Source organism: Halogeometricum limi, assembly GCF_900115785.1.
Classification (GTDB): domain Archaea; phylum Halobacteriota; class Halobacteria; order Halobacteriales; family Haloferacaceae; genus Halogeometricum; species Halogeometricum limi.
Genome location: NZ_FOYS01000007.1, coordinates 1 through 16,208 on the forward strand (window position 1 = coordinate 1; position 16,208 = coordinate 16,208).

The following is a 16,208-nucleotide window of genomic DNA, read 5'->3' on the forward strand; positions in this document are numbered from 1 at the left end:
CGGCAAAGTTCGCGGTGACGGTCCCCTCGACATGTCGCCGTTCGAGCGCGAAGAGATGCGCGTCATCGGTGACGCGGCGGCCGACGGCGGCGTCGAAACCGACGGCGGCACGGCGACTGCTGACCGACTGGCGGTCGAACCGTGGCTTCCGCACCAGTACAAGTGGGGCAACGTCGCGATGATTGGCCTCGTCGTCGGCATCCTCGGCGGCTACATCGCGATGACCACGGGGAGCGCGTTCCTCGCGTTCGGTATCAGCGCGGCGTCGCTGCTGTTCTTGAATCTGGGCGTCGAGAAGATTCCGGTCACCCACCACATGGCTCTACCAGGAAGCACGGCGGCACTGGCGGTGACGAACGGTGGCGAGGGGTCGCTCGTCGTCGCGCTCGTCGTCGCCGCGGTCTTCGGGGTCGTCTGTGCGCTGTTCGGTGAGGTGTTCCAGCGCATCTTCTACGCGCACGGCGACACCCACTGGGACCCGCCCGCGGCGGCCATCGTCTTCGGGACGTTCCTTATCGCCGTCCTCCACATCGCCGGCGTCTTCCCCAGTTCCTCCTGGGTCGCCACCCTCGGCCTCTAACGCCGAACGAGGCCACCCTGTTTTTCGAGTCGTCGTCTCAGTCGTTCAGTTTGTGGTAGTCGCGCGCGTCTTCTGCGGAGTCGACGACGGAGTCCAGCGTCGCCTTCGAGGACGTGGACTCGACGGCGGCGTTCAGCGTTCCTTCGAGGACGGGCGCGTCGGCGATGACCGCCTCCACGTCCGTCATCTCGAACGCGAGTTCGGTGTTCATGACGGCGCTCCCGAGGTCGACGAGGACGACGACGCCGTCGCCGTCGTCGGCCGTCTCGATGGCGTCGACGATTCGGTTCGCGTTCGTTCCGATTTCGCCCTCGCCGTCGCCGCCGGCGGCCTCGATTCGCGCGCTGCCGCCGCCCATCTGCGCGGCGATGTCGCAGATACCTTCCGCGGCTTTCTCGCTGTGCGAGACCACGACGAGTCCGATCATTTGGCCTCCTCCGGGTCTTCGTCGGGAACCGACTCGGCGACCGCTTCGGCGTCGGTCTCACCGTCTAAGTACTCCTCGGCGGTCTTCAGAATCTCTTGCATGATGAACAGCGTGCTCGTCGCGCCGGGGTCTTGATGCCCGACGGACCGCCACCCGAGGAACGACGCTCGCCCCTTCGCCGCGCGGATGGGAACGGTAAACTCGACGCCGCGTTCGGCCGCGTCGACGGCCTTCGCGAACGCCGTCAGCGGCGGAAGGTCGTCGTGTTCGATGGACTTCTTGTACGTGTGGACGGCGGGCGTCAGTGCATCCACCATCGTCTTCGCGCCGAGGTGGGCGTCGCCGCGGTCTTTCACCTTCTCCAGATACGCCTCCGCGAACGCGATAGACGTCTCGGCCGTAATGCCGTCTTCGAGTTCCTGGCTGGCCGACATGAGAGAGCCACCGTACAGCGGTCCGGACGCGCCGCCGACGTTGCCGATGATGGTCGTCCCCACCGTCTTCACGATGTCCGCGGGCGACATCTCCTCGAACTCGTCGACCTTCTCGACGACGGCTTCGAAACCACGGTGCATGTTGTTGCCGTGGTCGGCGTCGCCGATGGCGGAGTCGAGGTCCGTCAGCGTCGATTTCTCCGCTTCGATACGCGCCGCTACGTTCTCGATAGCGGCGATGAGCGCCTCGCGTTGGACGGATTCGTCGGCCATACCGACGTACACGGCCGCGGTCGGCTTGAAACTACGGCGGCCGGAAAAATAGACGTGTCAGTTCGCGGCAGTCGCGGCCGACGGCGTCCGATTCAGTCCTTCAGCGCGGGCGTGTCCACGTCGGCGTCGAGCAGGTCCTTCAGTTCGTCGTCGACGCGACAGACGGTGACCGAACACCCCATCATGTCGAGCGAGGTCATGTAGTCGCCGACCCACGCGTCCCACGTCTCGATACCGCGGTCGTCGAGTAACTCCTGCACCTTTCGGTTCACGATGAACAGTTCCGAGAGCGGCGTCCCGCCCATCCCGTTGACGATGGTGACGACTTCCTCGCCCGCCTCGACTTCGAGGTCCGAGAGGACGTTCTCGGTCAGGTGTTCGGCCACTTCGTCGGCCGTCATCATATCGGTGCGCTCGGTTCCGGGTTCGCCGTGGATGCCGATACCGAGTTCTATCTCGTCGTCGCCGAGGTCGAACGTCTCTTCGCCCTTCTCGGGCGTGATACACGACGTGAGCGCCATCCCCATCGTCCGCACGTTGTCGATGACTTTCTCGCCGACCGCCTGTACCTCGTCGAGACTCCCGCCCGCGGCGGCCTTCGCGCCGACGGCCTTGTGGACGAGGATGGTGCCGCAGACGCCGCGGCGACCCGACGTGTACAGCGAGTCCTCGACGGCCACGTCGTCGTTGACGACCACCTGCGCCACGTCGATGTCCTCCATCTCGGCCATCTCGGCGGCCGTATCGAAGTTCATCACGTCGCCCTCGTAGTTCTTCACGACGCAGAGGACGCCCTCGCCCGCGTCGCAGGCCTGTATCATCTCGTTCAGTTCGTTCGCCGTCGGCGAGGTGAACACCTCACCCGACGCCGCCCCGTCCAGCATCCCGTCGCCGATGTAGCCCGCGTGTGTCGGTTCGTGTCCGCTTCCCCCACCCGAGACGATGGCGACCTTTCCGTCCACCGGGCCGTCCGCCCGGACGAGCACTTTCGTTCCGTCGAGACGCCGGAGTCTGTCGGGGTACGCCGCGGTCATCCCGTCCAGCATCTCGTCCACGTAGTCCGATGGGTCGTTTACGAGTTTCTTCATGGTCCACCGTGCACAACGGCGGACGAGAGCAAAAGTGTTGGCTGCGGTTCAACTGGAAACCGCGGCTTCGTCGTGCGAAAAAACCGTGCGAAGGGTAACCCAGACGGCGCGTCGAGAGGCGACCGATGTCGTCCGTGTTATCCCGTCGGTGTTACGCCGTTCTCGTCACGCCGATGACGATAGTCACGCCTTCGACGTCCCACTCTTCCGTGAGGTCGGTGTCGTCGCCGTCCGCGTCGAGCGTCGTCGCCCGCACTTCCTCCATGACGAGGTTGTCGTGGCGCGCGACGAGGTTCGCGACTCGGTCGTCCTGCACGTCCAAGGAGACGGCTATCTCCTCTTCGACGTCCAAGTCGAGTCGCTTTCGCATCTCTTGGATGCGGCGAATCACGTCGCGGGCGTACCCCTCGGCCTCTATCTCTTCGGTGAGCGAGGTGTCGACGTAGACGACGCCGCCCTCGCCGTCGTCGATTCCGAGGAAGTCGGCACCGTGGACGTTCTCGGGGGGTTCGGCGCGGTACTCGACCATCTCGTCGGTGAGGTCGACCGTCTCGCCGTCGACTTTGATACCGGACTCGACCTCGGCGCGCGTCGCGCCCTTCACGGCCTCCATCACCTTCTGGGCGTCGCCGCCGAAAGCGGGACCGATGACTCCCATCTGCGGGTCGGCGTACTCCACGAGTTCGTCGAACGTCTCGACCACTTCGACGCTCCGGGTGTTCACCCGGTCGGCGAGGAGGTCGGAGAGCGCTTCGACGGCCTCGGCGACCGTCTCGTCCGCGCTCTCGACGACGACGCGCGGGACGGGCCAGCGGAGTTTGCGTTCGCCCTGTTGGCGGGCGTTCGCGGCCGCCTCTTCGACGCTCCGCAGGACGGCCATGTTGCGTTCGAGTTCGAGGTCACGCCACTCGTCGTCGACCGTCGGGTAGTCGAGTGCGTGGACGCTCGTCTCGCTCCCGTCGAGGTGCTGGTACATCCGTTCTGCGACGTACGGCGTGAACGGCGCGACGAGGCGCACCGTCTCGTTCAGCACGGTCGCGAGCGTCGCGTACGCGCCGCGTTTCGAGTCGGAGTCCTCCTCTTCCCACATCCGTTCGCGGATGGCCTTCACGTAGAACCGCGAGACGTCCTGCGTCACGAAGTCGAGCACCGCGTTCAGGGCGTCGTGAATCTCGTAGTTCTCCCACGCCTCGTCGACGGTGGCCTTCACGGTCTGCAGGCGCGAGAGCACCCACTCGTCGACGAGAGTGAGTTCGCCATCGGAGAGGTCCGGGTTCGACGGGTCGTAGCCGTCCAGTTCCATGTACGGCAGGGGAAACCGGAAGACGTTCCAGAAGATGTTCAGAGACGACTGGGTGTCGCCGAGTCCGTCCCACTCGAACGAGAGGTCCACACCCTGCTGGTCGTGGCTCAGGAGGTACGCTCGGAGGGGGTCGCGCCCCGCCCGGTCGATGGCCTCCTCGGGGGTGACGATGTTGCCGAGCGACTTCGACATCTTCCGGCCGTTCTCGTCGTTGGCGAACCCGTGCATGAGTACCTCCTCGTACGGAATCTCGCCGAGAGCGGCGGTTCCCATGCCGAGTTGCGACCAGAACCACCCGCGGGTCTGGTCGTGCGCTTCGACGATGAGGTCCGCGGGCCACAGTTCCTCGAAGTCGGCCTCGTTTCCGGGGTAGTCGAGCGTCCCCCACGAGGCGACGGAGGAGTCTATCCACACGTCGAACACGTCCGGCACGCGTTCGTACGTCGTGCCGTCCTCGGTGATGGTGAGGGGGTCCACCGCGGGTCGGTGCAGGTCGAGTTCGTCGGGGTCGACGTCTTGGTCGGCGCGTTCGGCTAACTCCTCGCGCGTGCCCACGACGAGGAAGTCGCCGTCGTCGGCCTGCCAGATGGGGAGCGGAATCCCCCAGTAGCGCTGCCGCGAGATGTTCCAGTCGGGCGCGTCCGAGACGAAGTCGTGGAAGCGGTTGTCGCGCGCCCACTGCGGGTGCCACTCGGAGTCCTCGATGTTGGCGAGGAGTTCGTCTTTGATGTCGGTGACCGTGATGAACCACTGGTCGGTGGCGAGGAAGATGATGTCCGTGTCGCACCGCCAGCAGTGACCGTAGCGGTGGTGGTGTTCGCCCGAGTGGAGCAGACTCCCGTTCTCGCGCAGGTCGTCGACGATATCGTCGTTGGCGTCGCGGACGAACGCCCCGGCGTACTTACCCGCCTGTTCGGTGAACTCGCCGCGGCCGTCGACGGGAACGTACACGTCCAGTCCCAGTTCCTGACCGCGAGCGAAGTCCTCCTGCCCGTGGCCGGGTGCGGAGTGGACCAGTCCGGTCCGGTCGGCCTCGACGTAGTCGGCGGTGTACACCTCTCCGGCACCCTCGAAATCGGCGTACTCGGTGACCTCCTCGCGGAGGGGGTGGTCGTACTCCCAGCCGACCATCTCCTCGCCGGAGACTTCCGCTATGACTTCGTAGTCCTCGTAGCGACCCTTCTTCAGGACGGCCTCGACGCAGGGTTCGGCGACGTAGAGGACCTCGCTCTCGCCGTCTTTCTCGGCGCGGACGGCCTGATAGGTCATCTCGCCGTCGACGGCGACGAACGTGTTCGCGGGGATGGTCCACGGCGTCGTCGTCCAGATGACGAGGTTCCCCTCCTTCTCCTTCAGAGGGAACTTCACGTAGATGGACGGCGACTCTATCTCGTCGTACTCGACTTCGTTCGCCGCGATGGCGGTCTGACACCGCGGGCAGTAGTTGACCGAGCGTTTGCCCTGTTCGACGAGTCCGCGGTCTGCGACCTGCTGGAACGCCCACCACGCCGCCTCCATGTACTCCGGCGACATCGTCTTGTACGGGTCGTCCCAGTCCATCCAGACGCCGATAGACTGGAAGTCGTCGTCCATCGCCACGCGGTTGCGTTCGGCGAACGACTTGCACTCCTCGATGAACGCCTCCATGCCGTACTCCTCGATGTCGCGCTTGGTCTCGAAGCCGAGTTCCTCTTCGACCTTGACCTCGATGGGGAGGCCGTGCATGTCGTAGCCCGGGCGGTCCGTGACCCGGTGGCCCGTCATGCGCTTGTAGCGGATGATAGCGTCCTTCAGCGTCTTGTTCCACGCCGTCCCGAGGTGCATCTGTCCGGAGGTGTACGGCGGGCCGTCGACGAAGAAGAAAGCGGGGTCGTCGGCGTGCGCCTCCTTCGTCGCCTCGTAGGCGTTCTCCTCGTCCCAGTAGTCGCCGACCGCGGACTCTACGTCCGTCGGCGTGTACTGGTCGGGTAGGTCGTCCATACAGGAGGACAATTCGGGAACGTATATCAAGTCCGTGGAACCGTGCGAACGGTTCCGTGACCGGGACGCGACTACAACCGCGACCGCGCCGTGAGACTCCCGCTTCGCGGACTCCCCTTCTCGTCGTACACCCGAACGGTCGCCGTCTTCGGATTCCGCCTGACCTCGTACCGCGCGAGCATCGTACAGACGACTTCGTCCGCGTCACCGACTGTCTCGGGGAGGTCCGAACCGTACTCGTAACGTTCGAGAGGAAGCGAGATACCGTCGATTCCGGCCCACGCGAGTTCGCCGTGAATAGTCGTCGGCATGGCAGTGTACGCCTCCTCTCGTGAGGACTTCACCTCGAACAGGAGGAGAAAGCCCGTCGAGTAGTCGTCGTTCCGCACGTCGTTGTCGAGCGATTCCTCTCTCTGCGGATACGCCTCGGTGAACACGTCGGCGTCGTCCGGCGGCGCTTCGGCGAACAGTTCGGCGTGGTACGTCCGGTTCTCGTCCGCCGAGAGGCCGCCGCGAATCCACGGTTCGTCCGCGGGGTGAAGCGCCGCCACCGCGTGGTCCATGTCGATGCGGCCGCGGACCTGTCGCTGGGCGGCGTCGAGACAACCGGCGAGACCGGTGGTGAGTGCGGCGGCGGAGAGGAGGGCGCGTCGTCGCATACGTCGACTCGTTCGCGAGCCGACAAAATAGTAGCGTCTGCAACTGTCTTCGCATCCGACCGCACGCTGTCGTGCGGTCGAGTGAGTGGTGACTTACAGACGCTACTATAGTTTCTCACGCCGACTCAGAAGTCGGGCAGGTCGTCCGGCGCTTCGTACTCGGACTCCCAGTCGATGTAGTCGTCTTTGAGCACGTCGCACACCGTCTGGCCGAACTCCGTGAGACCGGCGTTGATGCTCGACACCTGCTTCCACGACGTGAGGTCCGGGTGGACTCCTCGCTCTTTCCAGTCCTGCGGGAGGCCGGGCGCGTGGTAGCCGACGCGTCCGGCGAAGTCGTCCCAGAAGAAGTCGAAGTCCGACCCCATCCCGAGGTCGGTGACGATTTCCCACTCCTCCTCCGTGACCGCCGCGTCGGCGGCCCACTGCTCGAACGCCTCCGCCCACGCTCCCTCGCGGAGGAACGCCGACAGTTCCTCGCGGCGGTAGTCGTCGTCGCCGACGACTTCGGCGTCGTCGTACTCGTTCGGGTCGATAGACGGACTGAGTTCCGGTGGCGACGGCGGGTCCACGTCGAGAGGCATGACTCGTAGTTCGTCGTCGTCGGGTAAAAGCGACGCCCTCCGAGAGAGTCGGGGGGAGTCGAGAGCGGTTAGAAGTCCACGTCGTCGGGACCCTCGGAGGGTTCGCCCACGTCGAAGCGTTCGGGCGGTTGCCCCGCCTCGTCTAGCACTTCGTCGGAGACGACGATGGGGCAGTCGACGCGGACGGCGAGAGCGACGGCGTCGCTCGGTCTGGCGTCGAAGACGAACGTCTTCGGTTCGCCGTTCTCGTAGCGTTCCGCGTCTATCTTCGCGAAGAAGGTGCCGTCCGAGAGGTCGTCGATGCGGATGGTGTCGATGGCCCCGCCGAACTCGGTTATCATGTCCACCAAGAGGTCGTGCGTCAGCGGTCGCTCGAACGGTTCTCCGGAGAGAGCCAGTTGGATAGCCTGTGCTTGGTCGGAGGTGATGACGATGGGGAGATACTCGTTACGGGCGTGGAGGATGACCGCGGGAACGCTCCCCCCCTCGGCGTCGAGGCCGACACCGATACCCTTCACCTCGGCCCGGTGATTCATACGTGCGAGTTCGTGCGCGGGGTATGAATACCTACCCCACGACACGGCGTCTCACTCCGGTCGGTCACCGCACGACGGAGGCTCACTCTCGCCGGAGGTACCACACCGCAGACCAGACGAGGAGCACGCTCAGTCCGCCGAGGAAGAAGACGAGTCCGGGGGGAAGACCCACGGCCGTCGCCGCCTCGTCGGCGGCCCGTGCGGCCTCGACGGTCGCCGCGTCCGCCCCGCCCGCCTCGCTCCCCGTCTGCGCGACGAACGGCAGTCCGACGATGGCCCACTGGACGAGGAGGCTGGCGAACGCGACGACGGCGACGCCCGCGAGGAGGCGGCGGAGCGCGGTCATGAGCCCCGTCGTCTCCTCTTTGTCGGCTGCGACGACCACGAGCGGTTTGTCCGAGGGGGCGTACACCTTCATCTCGCGACCCTTCTCGGAGTAGACGGTGTCGACGACTTCGACGGCCCCGGCGCCTTCCAGACGGCCGAGGTGGTACTGGACGTTCTGCAGGGAGGTGTCGATGCTGTCGGCGAGGGCGGCCGCGTTCGCCGGTTCCTCGTGGAGGACGGCGAGGAGGCGACGGGCCGTCGAAGAGGAGAGCGCCGACAGGAGGTCGTCGGCCTCGTCGTCGTCGAGACCGATGACGCGAGGGGAGGCGTCGACTTCGGTCTTCGACGCGGAGGGCAGTAAGCGAGCCATGCGGACCGGTATGCCGTCACAGGATACAAACTTGTTGCTCGTCCGGGGTCCGCGCCGACCCGCCGACCAGCCGAAGCGAAGGACGGCGGTCTCGGCGAGTCCGGACGGACCGGACCGCTACGAGAGGTAGGCCGCGACGTCGGTGGAGGAGACCATCCCGACGTAGTCGTCGTCCACGACGGGGAGGTGCTTGATGCCGTAGGTGGTCATCATCGCGGCCACCTCCTCCATGTAGAGGTCCGGAGTCGCCGTCTCGACGTCGGTCGTCATCACGTCCGATACGTTCAGCGTCGAAACGTTCTCGCCCTCGGCGACGGCGTCCAAGACGTCCGTACTGCTGATTATCGCTCGCGGAGAGGTCTCGACCACGAGGGCGTTGATCTCTTTCTCGCGCATCCGCCGCGCGGCCTCGATTACGGTCGCCGTGGGAGAGATAGTCTCCAGCGGCGTCGACATCACGTCCGCGACGGTAACTCTGTCTTGAGAACTCATACCAACACGGACGAAGACGAGCGATATAAAGGTGCGAACGGACGTCGGACTCGGCGCGAGGCGCGGGAGGACGGCGGCCGCTCAGACGCGGTCGTCCGCCGACGCCTCCACGACCGCAACCCGCAGGTCGTTCACGTTGGTCCCCGTCGGCCCCGTCCGAATCAGGCAGTCTCGGTTGCGGAGGAACGGGAGCGCGTCGTTCTCGGCCAGCGCAGTCGCCGCCTCGCGTTCCGCGGTGATACCCTCGGCCGTCGACGCGTCCACCATCGCCCCCGCGACGGTCGTTCCCCCGTCCTCGCCGTCGCTGTCCATCGCGGCGACGACGGCGTCGGTTCCGAGTTCGCGGGCCGCCGAGAGGCAGAACTCCAGGTTCGGGCCGCCCTCGCCCTCGCCGCGGACGGTGACCGTGCACTCGCCGCCGGAGAGGACGACGGCGGGGGCCGAGAGCGGGTCGCCCGTCACCGCCATCTCTTCGGCGACGGCGACGTGGGTCTTCGCCGCCTCGCGCGCCTCGCCGCGGACGCGAGAGGAGAGGACGAGCGCGTCGTAGCCTCGCTGTTCGGCCGTCTCTCGCGCCGCCGAGAGCGCGGTGTGACCGTCGGCGAGGACGTGGTTCGTCACCCGGTCGAACGCGGCGTCACCGGGCTTCGGCGTCTCGTCGAGTTCGCCGCGTGCGCCGCGTTCGAGGCGCGTCCGGACGCTCTCGGGGACGTCGAGGCCGTACCGGTCGAGCACCGACAGGGCGTCGTCGTACGTCGTCTCGTCGGGCGCCGTGGGGCCGGAGGCGATGGTGCCCAAGTCGTTGCCGACGACGTCGCTGAGCACCAGTCCGACCACCGTCGCGGGCGCGGCGAGTCGGGCGAGTCCGCCGCCTTTCAGCGTCGAGAGGTGTTTTCTGACGGCGTTCAGTTCTCCGATGTGCGCGCCCGACTTGAGAAGCGCGTCCGTCGTCGCCTGGAGGTCCGAGAGCGAGACGCCGTCGGCGGGCGTCGGAATCACGGCGCTCGCGCCGCCGGTGACGACGGCGAGGACGAGGGTCCTCTCGTCGGCGTCCGAGAGCAACTCGACGATTCGCTCGGCGCTCTCGACGCCCTCGGCGGAGGGGACGGGGTGTGCGCCCGGAAGCCGCCGGATTCGGTCGCCGCGTCCGGGTTCTGGCGCGACGACGACGCCGCCGTCGATTCGGTCGCCGAGGACGGCTTCGAGGGCGTCCGCGACGCCGTCGCCCGCCTTCCCGCCGCCGACGACGAGGAGGCGGTCGAAGTCGGAGAGGTCGTACGTCGCGTCGGCGACGACGAGGCCGTCGCCGTCGACGGAGACGGCGTCGCGAACGACTCGGTCTGGGAGGACGGCCGCGACGGCGTCCAAGAGACACGCGAGCGCCGTTTCGTGGGCGCTCGTCGGCGTCTCGGCGTCGAACGAGAGGTCGTGCATGGGTGCGAGATGCTCCGACAAGGGTAAAAAGCGTGGCCCGAAATCCGGAGGTAATGAGTCAGGAAGCGGCCGGAGAGGGTCGCGTCCGCGTCGTCGGGACGGCACACGTCTCCGAGGACAGCGTCCGCGAAGTCGAGGAAGTCGTCGCGGAGGAACGCCCGGACGTCGTCGCCGTCGAACTCGACGAGGGTCGGTACCGACAGATGAAGGGCGGCACGCCCGACGACATCGAGGCGAGCGACTTGCTCAGCGGCAACACCGTCTTCCAGTTCATCGCCTACTGGATGCTGTCGTACGTCCAGGCGCAACTCGGCGAGAAGTTCGACGTGCAACCGGGCGCGGACATGCTCGCGGCCGTCGAGACGGCCGAAGGGATGGGCATCGACGTCGCACTCGTGGACCGCGACATCAACGAGACGATGCGACGCTTCTGGTCGCGGATGAGTTTCGTCGAGAAACTCCAGATGGTGGGCGGACTCGCCTTCGGCCTCGGCGACAGGCGCGGCGTCGCCGTCGTCCTCGGCCTGTTCTTGGGTCTGCTCTTCGGGCCGATAGTCGGTCTGTTCGGCGACTCGCTGGGCATCGGCCTACCGGTCCTCTCGCGCGTCACCGGCGGACTCGTCGTCTTCGTCGCCGTCGCCGCCGCCCTCTGGGTCGTCGGCAAGTCCTTCCTCGCGACGGACGAACGCGCCCTCCTCGCCGCCGGTGGCGGCGTCGCCGCCGGGATGGTCGCCGGTGTCGGCTTCGGCCTCGCCGACCCACTCGTCGCGAATCTGAGCCCGTTCTCCGTGCGGACGCTGGGGAGTCTCACCATCGGCATCGGAACCGGCCTCCTCCTCGGCGGTCTGGCCGCGACGCTCGGCACGGCCTTCGGAAGCGGGGCGGGCGGCGACGTCGACGAGATAGAGGAGATGGACATCAGCGCGATGACCGACACAGACGTGGTGAGCGCGATGATGGAGGAGTTCCGCGAGTTCTCGCCGGGCGGCGCGCAAGCGCTCATCGACGAACGCGACGCCTACATCGCCCACCAACTCGTCGCCCTGCGTCAGTCCGGCCGACACGTCGTCGCCGTCGTCGGCGCGGGTCACCGCGAGGGAATCGAACGCTACCTCGCGAACCCGCACGAACTGCCGCCGATGGACTCGCTGACGGGCGACCCCTCGGGCGGAGTTCCGTGGGCAAAAATCGTCGGAACGGCCATCTCGGTGGTCGTCGTCGGCTTCTTCGGCCTTCTGGCCCTCTCGACGGCCGGCAACGACACGCTGATTCGCCTGTTCGGCGCGTGGTTCCTCATCAACGGCGTGTTCGCCGCCGGACTCGCGAAACTCGCGGGCGCGCGGTGGACGTCCGCGTTCGTCGGCGGGGCCGTCGCCTGGATGACGTCCATCAACCCGTTCCTCGCGCCCGGGTGGTTCACGGGCTACATGGAACTGCAGTACCGGTCGGTGAACGTCGGCGACATCGGTCGTCTGAACGACCTGCTCGCGGACGAGGAGACGCCCATCGGCGAACTCGTCGGGCAGATGTTCGACGTCCCGCTGTTCCGACTCATCATGGTCGTCGCCGCGACGAACGTCGGCAGTATCGTCGCCTCGGCGCTGTTCGTCGGCTACATCCTCCCGCTCTTCGCCGTCGACCTGGGCGGCCCGGCGGGCATCATCGACCTGATGTTCGAGGGGGCGAAGAACGGCTGGGAGATACTCCTCGGTCTCGTCGCGCGCGCCTGACACCACCCACAAGGCCCAACTACGGGCCGCCCGAACAGTCTCTAACTCGAACACATGAGTACGAACACGTCGCTCCAATTCAGTTCGCGCGAACTCCGTGACCTCGGACTCGCGTGGGTCGCACTCGGCTTCGCCTTCGCCATCTTCTTCGCCGGCGGCGGGATGGCAGCCATCTCGAACGTCGTCGAAGGCGGCCTCCTCGGTCCCTTCCTCGTCAGCCTCCTCACCGCCGGTATCGGCTTTCTCTTGCACGAACTCGCGCACAAAGTCGTCGCCGTCCGGTACGGACAGGTCGCGGAGTTCCGCGCGGACTACGGGATGCTGTTTCTCGCCGTGATGAGTTCGCTCGCCGGGTTCATCTTCGCCGCGCCGGGAGCGGTCCACCACCGCGGGATGCTCACCGAACGCGAACACGGACTCATCGCCCTCGCCGGGCCGGTGACGAACCTCTTCCTCGCCGCCGTCTTCCTGCCCGTCCTCCTCGTCGGCGTGTTCGGCGGGTCGGAGTTCGTCGGTCTCGTGGGCTCTCGCGGCGTCACCATCAACCTCTTTCTCGCCGCGTTCAACATGCTCCCGTTCGGCGCACTCGACGGCAACACCGTCATCTCGTGGAGCAAAGGGGTGTTCGCCGCCGTCTTCGTCCCGTCGCTCCTCCTCGTCGTCGGGATGTTCGTCTTCGGCTTCGGCCTGTTCTAGTCGGACGACGCGCGGGCCGCGCCGCCGAACGAGTTCGGTTCGACGTTCGTCGCCGCCGGGAGTCGGCGAAGCGCGGGCGTGAGCGCCCAGTAGACGGCGACGACGCCGGCCGACGAGTCCGACGGAGACGCCGCGTTGCTCGCGAGGTGAGAAGTCTGCGGAAGGACGACGGTAAGGGGACCGGCCGTGCGGAGGACACGGCTCGTTTCGGGGATGCGAATCGGACGCGACGTGGGAGACACGCCGTCCGGGCGTGGAGGTTCCGGGTCCGGGGTACGAGGTGTCGTCAGTCGCGGCCGTAGCCGTGTCCCGCGACGAGGGCGAACAGGTTGCAGGCGAGAAGCGCCGCGAAGTGGAGCGACTCGTCCGCGGCGAGTCCGCCGTGGAGGAGGGGGAGATACGTCAACGGGAGGAGAATAGCCGCCCAGAACGTCACCGTCTCCGCGGAACGGAGCGTGAGTTTAGCGGCCGTGTTGGCAAAGCCGATGCTCTGTCGGACGGGCGTGTTTTCGAGGGTGGAGGGGACGCTTGACATCGTTGGTTACCGTCACTGATTCCTACGTGTCCATCCCACATATAATCGACCGAGACTTACCGTCATTTTCGTCCCATTTACGACGCTGAACGGCGTTTTACCGACGTTTCACGAACGGTCGAGAGACGTTTAGAACGTTCATAAACTGTTTTAATTCGCTTTTGGAAGACCATGAGATACTGTGACGTGACTTGGGTTCGAAACTGCGTTTTGAACAGCCTACGCGACGAGTTGCCACCGGGTAGTAAAGACCCGGTCGGGAGACGGCGGGCGACGGGGGCGGCGGGCGGACGCTCGGGAGACGGTGGCCGGCGGCCGCGGGCGAACGGTCGGGACGGGCAGCTTTTTGCTCCCCCGCCGCACCCGTTCGCACATGACCGGTACCGACGCGGGCGACGACCCCGCGGACGAGGCGAGCGAGGACGAACTGACCTACGCCGACGCTGGCGTGGACATCGGCGCCAGCGAAGCGGCGACGGCGGCACTCGTGGGTGCCGTCGGTGAGAGCGAAGGCGACTACGCGGGCCTGCTCGACATCGGCGACCGCTACCTCGCTCTCGCGACGGACGGCGTCGGAACCAAACTCGTCGTCGCGGAGGCGCTCGGCGACTACTCGACGGTCGGTATCGACTGTATCGCGATGAACGCGAACGACCTCGTGGCGGCCGGCGTCCGACCCGTGGCGTTCGTCGACTACCTCGCGGTCGACGCGCCGGACGAACGGTTCGCCCGACAGATCGGCGAAGGTCTCTCGTCGGGCGCGGAGACGGCCGGCGTCGAACTCGTCGGCGGCGAGACGGCGGTGATGCCCGAGGTCATCAAGGGACTGGACCTCGCGGGCACCTGCGCCGGACTGGCCGAGAAGGACGCGCTGTTCCCCGGCGAGGCGGAAGCCGGCGACGCACTGGTCGGCTTTCCCTCTTCGGGCATCCACTCGAACGGGCTGACGCTCGCGCGGAAGGCCGTCACGAAGGAACACGAGTACGGCGACGACTGCCCGTTCGACGGCTACGACAGCCTCGGCGAGGCCCTGTTGGAACCGACCCGCATCTACACCGACCTCTTGGACCCGATGCGCGACCACGGCGTCCACGCCGCCGCGCACGTCACCGGCGGCGGGTGGACGAACCTCGAACGCATGGGCGAGTTCCACTACGAGGTCGAAGACGCGTTCGACCCGCACCCGGTGTTCGATTTCGTCCAGTCGGAGGGCAACGTCTCCGACGAGGAGATGCACCGCACGTTCAACATGGGGACCGGGTTCGTCGCGGCACTCGACCCCGACGACGCCGAGTCACTCGCCGCGGAGACGGAGGGCCGAGTCATCGGCCGCGTCGAAGACGGCACCGGCGTCTCTCTCCGCGGTCTCGACCTCTGAGGGACACCTCCGAGGAGTCGCGAGTCGCGCGCGACGAGTGACAGTCTTCTTGGGCGAATCCGTCGTGTCGTCCGCTATGCAGAACCGACCTCGTCCGCCCGCACCGAACGGGCTTCCCCTCCTCGGCAACACCGTTTCGTTCGTCCGCGACCCGTTCGCGTTCACCGCCCGGTCCGTCGCCGAACACGGCGACGTGGTCCGTCTGTCCATCCTCGGGACGGACCGCTACATCGTCTCGCACCCCGACCTCTTCGAACGCGTCCTCGTCACCGACCGCGACGCGTTCGTGAAGACCGACGACTTCAGCCTCGCGTTCGGCGACAGCGTCCTCGCCGTGGAGGGCGGCGACTGGCGCGAGCAACGCGACCTGTTGGACCCCTTCTTCTTCTTCCGGAAGATAGCCGACTACGTCCCGAAGATGCGCGAACAGGCAGAGAGACGTGCCGAGTCGTGGGCTGACGGGGAGACGTACTCGATGGTCGAAGAGATGAAGAGGCTCACGTTCGACGTCCTCGCGGCGACGTTGCTGGGACTCGCCCCTGAAGAGAGAGCGGGCGACGAGTCGCTCAGACGCGCCGCCGACGACCTGAACGCCTACTTCTCCCCGTCGTCGTGGGCGCTTCCGGCGTGGGTTCCGACGCCGAGTCGTCGCCGCTTCGAGAACGCGGAGACGACGCTCCGGACGGAGATACAGAGACTGCTGGAGGCGGACCGACCGGGGGACGGAGACCTACTCTCGGTGCTCGCGACGGCCCGAGAGGGCGACGGCTACCCGCGGTCAGACGCCGAAGTCGCGGACCAACTCGTCGGCATCCTGTTCGCGGGTCACGAGACGACGGCGCTCGCACTCACGTTCGCGTGGTACCTCCTCTCGCGGAACCCCGCAGTCCGCAGGCGAGTCGAACGGGAGGTAGACGACGTCGTCGGCGACGACCCGGTGAGCGTCGACCACCTCTCGGACCTCACCGCTCTCGAACGCGTCGTGAAGGAGACGCTTCGGCTCTACCCCCCGGTCCACACGCTCCCCCGCGTGACCACGCGCGAGGTGGAACTGGGAGGCTACCGAATTCCCGAAGGGTCGGAACTGCTGCTGTCGGTGGTGACGACGCACCGTGACGAACGGTTCTTCGAGAACCCGACCGAGTTCGACCCCGACCGATGGGGACGCGGCGACGTGGCCGAGTACGCCTACATCCCGTTCGGCGCGGGTCCCCGCCGGTGCGTCGGACAGGCGTTCGCGACGATGGAGGCGAAAGTCGTGATGGCGGAACTCCTGAAGCGGTGGCGTATCGACTGGGCGGGCGAGGGCGAACTCGGCGTCGCGCCGCAGATGACGACGCAACCGGACGGCGACGTGCCGATGACGGTCAGCGAGCGATAGG

16 protein-coding genes and 1 pseudogene are annotated in these 16,208 nt (G+C 66.8%); 5 read left to right on the forward strand and 12 right to left on the reverse strand.

What is annotated here, in order from left to right:
* Positions 1 to 580 (forward strand): annotated as a pseudogene (locus BM282_RS16750) (hypothetical protein); the annotation flags it as partial.
* A 37-nt stretch (positions 581 to 617) separates the two neighbouring features.
* On the opposite strand, the gene dhaM reads toward BM282_RS16750, so the two are convergent.
* The 10 genes from dhaM to BM282_RS16800 form a co-directional block, all read right to left on the reverse strand.
* Positions 618 to 1,007, reverse strand: coding sequence for a dihydroxyacetone kinase phosphoryl donor subunit DhaM (gene dhaM / locus BM282_RS16755; RefSeq protein ID WP_089883187.1), 390 nt, complete (start codon positions 1,005 to 1,007; stop codon positions 618 to 620).
* Positions 1,004 to 1,714 carry a dihydroxyacetone kinase subunit DhaL gene (gene dhaL, locus BM282_RS16760; protein ID WP_089883508.1) on the reverse strand — a complete coding sequence of 237 codons (711 nt, stop codon included), beginning with the start codon at positions 1,712 to 1,714 and terminating at the stop codon, positions 1,004 to 1,006. The genes dhaM and dhaL overlap by 4 nt, the downstream gene beginning before the upstream one ends.
* A 92-nt stretch (positions 1,715 to 1,806) precedes the next feature.
* Positions 1,807 to 2,802 (reverse strand): dihydroxyacetone kinase subunit DhaK, encoded by a 996-nt coding sequence (gene dhaK, locus BM282_RS16765; protein ID WP_089883189.1) that lies wholly within the window; start codon positions 2,800 to 2,802, stop codon positions 1,807 to 1,809.
* A gap of 151 nt (positions 2,803 to 2,953) precedes the next feature.
* The gene (ileS, locus tag BM282_RS16770) at positions 2,954 to 6,085 is read right to left on the reverse strand and encodes an isoleucine--tRNA ligase (protein ID WP_089883192.1); all 3,132 of its coding nucleotides are present in this window, start codon (positions 6,083 to 6,085) and stop codon (positions 2,954 to 2,956) included.
* 71 nt (positions 6,086 to 6,156) lie between these two features.
* On the reverse strand, positions 6,157 to 6,744 hold the full coding sequence (locus tag BM282_RS16775; protein ID WP_089883194.1) for a hypothetical protein: 588 nt from the start codon (positions 6,742 to 6,744) through the stop codon (positions 6,157 to 6,159).
* Positions 6,745 to 6,869: 125 nt separating this feature from the next.
* Complete coding sequence (locus BM282_RS16780; RefSeq protein WP_089883196.1) at positions 6,870 to 7,328, reverse strand: hypothetical protein; 459 nt, start codon at positions 7,326 to 7,328, stop codon at positions 6,870 to 6,872.
* Positions 7,329 to 7,396: 68 nt separating this feature from the next.
* Entirely contained in the window at positions 7,397 to 7,864 is a 468-nt protein-coding gene (locus tag BM282_RS16785) for a bifunctional nuclease family protein (RefSeq protein WP_089883198.1), read from the reverse strand.
* Between the two features lie 82 nt (positions 7,865 to 7,946).
* Positions 7,947 to 8,561, reverse strand: a complete 615-nt coding sequence (locus BM282_RS16790; RefSeq protein WP_089883200.1) for an ArsR/SmtB family transcription factor — start codon at positions 8,559 to 8,561, stop codon at positions 7,947 to 7,949.
* Positions 8,562 to 8,678: 117 nt separating this feature from the next.
* Positions 8,679 to 9,053: a CBS domain-containing protein gene (locus BM282_RS16795; protein WP_089883201.1), complete on the reverse strand. Its 375-nt coding sequence runs from the start codon at positions 9,051 to 9,053 to the stop codon at positions 8,679 to 8,681.
* Positions 9,054 to 9,134: 81 nt separating this feature from the next.
* On the reverse strand, positions 9,135 to 10,487 hold the full coding sequence (locus BM282_RS16800) for a glycerate kinase type-2 family protein (RefSeq protein WP_089883203.1): 1,353 nt from the start codon (positions 10,485 to 10,487) through the stop codon (positions 9,135 to 9,137).
* A 53-nt stretch (positions 10,488 to 10,540) separates the two neighbouring features.
* Between BM282_RS16800 and BM282_RS16805 the strand changes: the two genes are divergently transcribed.
* Together BM282_RS16805 and BM282_RS16810 are read left to right on the forward strand one after the other, a co-directional pair.
* The gene (locus BM282_RS16805; RefSeq protein ID WP_089883205.1) at positions 10,541 to 12,217 is read left to right on the forward strand and encodes a TraB/GumN family protein; all 1,677 of its coding nucleotides are present in this window, start codon (positions 10,541 to 10,543) and stop codon (positions 12,215 to 12,217) included.
* Between the two features lie 54 nt (positions 12,218 to 12,271).
* Positions 12,272 to 12,913, forward strand: a complete 642-nt coding sequence (locus tag BM282_RS16810; RefSeq protein WP_089883208.1) for a metalloprotease — start codon at positions 12,272 to 12,274, stop codon at positions 12,911 to 12,913.
* On the opposite strand, the gene BM282_RS16815 is transcribed toward BM282_RS16810, so the two are convergent.
* Together BM282_RS16815 and BM282_RS16820 are read right to left on the reverse strand one after the other, a co-directional pair.
* On the reverse strand, positions 12,910 to 13,155 hold the full coding sequence (locus tag BM282_RS16815; RefSeq protein WP_089883210.1) for a hypothetical protein: 246 nt from the start codon (positions 13,153 to 13,155) through the stop codon (positions 12,910 to 12,912). The genes BM282_RS16810 and BM282_RS16815 overlap by 4 nt on opposite strands.
* 44 nt (positions 13,156 to 13,199) lie before the next feature.
* Complete coding sequence (locus BM282_RS16820) at positions 13,200 to 13,448, reverse strand: hypothetical protein (RefSeq protein ID WP_089883212.1); 249 nt, start codon at positions 13,446 to 13,448, stop codon at positions 13,200 to 13,202.
* A gap of 373 nt (positions 13,449 to 13,821) precedes the next feature.
* Here BM282_RS16820 and purM point away from each other — a divergent pair, with 373 nt between their 5' ends.
* Together purM and BM282_RS16830 are read left to right on the forward strand one after the other, a co-directional pair.
* Entirely contained in the window at positions 13,822 to 14,826 is a 1,005-nt protein-coding gene (purM, locus tag BM282_RS16825; RefSeq protein ID WP_089883214.1) for a phosphoribosylformylglycinamidine cyclo-ligase, read from the forward strand.
* A 76-nt stretch (positions 14,827 to 14,902) separates the two neighbouring features.
* The gene (locus BM282_RS16830) at positions 14,903 to 16,207 is read left to right on the forward strand and encodes a cytochrome P450 (RefSeq protein ID WP_089883217.1); all 1,305 of its coding nucleotides are present in this window, start codon (positions 14,903 to 14,905) and stop codon (positions 16,205 to 16,207) included.
* Position 16,208 lies beyond the last annotated feature (1 nt).

Excerpts from the sequence above, each read along its gene's own strand:
- BM282_RS16780 (WP_089883196.1), bottom strand. The coding sequence starts at position 7,328 with ATGCCTCTCGACGTGGACCCGCCGTCGCCACCGGAACTCAGTCCGTCT.
- BM282_RS16830 (WP_089883217.1), top strand. The coding sequence starts at position 14,903 with ATGCAGAACCGACCTCGTCCGCCCGCACCGAACGGGCTTCCCCTCCTC.
- purM (WP_089883214.1), top strand. The coding sequence starts at position 13,822 with ATGACCGGTACCGACGCGGGCGACGACCCCGCGGACGAGGCGAGCGAG.
- ileS (WP_089883192.1), bottom strand. The coding sequence starts at position 6,085 with ATGGACGACCTACCCGACCAGTACACGCCGACGGACGTAGAGTCCGCG.
- BM282_RS16800 (WP_089883203.1), bottom strand. The coding sequence starts at position 10,487 with ATGCACGACCTCTCGTTCGACGCCGAGACGCCGACGAGCGCCCACGAA.
- BM282_RS16810 (WP_089883208.1), top strand. The coding sequence starts at position 12,272 with ATGAGTACGAACACGTCGCTCCAATTCAGTTCGCGCGAACTCCGTGAC.
- BM282_RS16795 (WP_089883201.1), bottom strand. The coding sequence starts at position 9,053 with ATGAGTTCTCAAGACAGAGTTACCGTCGCGGACGTGATGTCGACGCCG.
- dhaK (WP_089883189.1), bottom strand. The coding sequence starts at position 2,802 with ATGAAGAAACTCGTAAACGACCCATCGGACTACGTGGACGAGATGCTG.
- BM282_RS16775 (WP_089883194.1), bottom strand. The coding sequence starts at position 6,744 with ATGCGACGACGCGCCCTCCTCTCCGCCGCCGCACTCACCACCGGTCTC.
- BM282_RS16805 (WP_089883205.1), top strand. The coding sequence starts at position 10,541 with ATGAGTCAGGAAGCGGCCGGAGAGGGTCGCGTCCGCGTCGTCGGGACG.
- dhaM (WP_089883187.1), bottom strand. The coding sequence starts at position 1,007 with ATGATCGGACTCGTCGTGGTCTCGCACAGCGAGAAAGCCGCGGAAGGT.
- BM282_RS16785 (WP_089883198.1), bottom strand. The coding sequence starts at position 7,864 with ATGAATCACCGGGCCGAGGTGAAGGGTATCGGTGTCGGCCTCGACGCC.
- BM282_RS16820 (WP_089883212.1), bottom strand. The coding sequence starts at position 13,448 with ATGTCAAGCGTCCCCTCCACCCTCGAAAACACGCCCGTCCGACAGAGC.
- dhaL (WP_089883508.1), bottom strand. The coding sequence starts at position 1,714 with ATGGCCGACGAATCCGTCCAACGCGAGGCGCTCATCGCCGCTATCGAG.
- BM282_RS16790 (WP_089883200.1), bottom strand. The coding sequence starts at position 8,561 with ATGGCTCGCTTACTGCCCTCCGCGTCGAAGACCGAAGTCGACGCCTCC.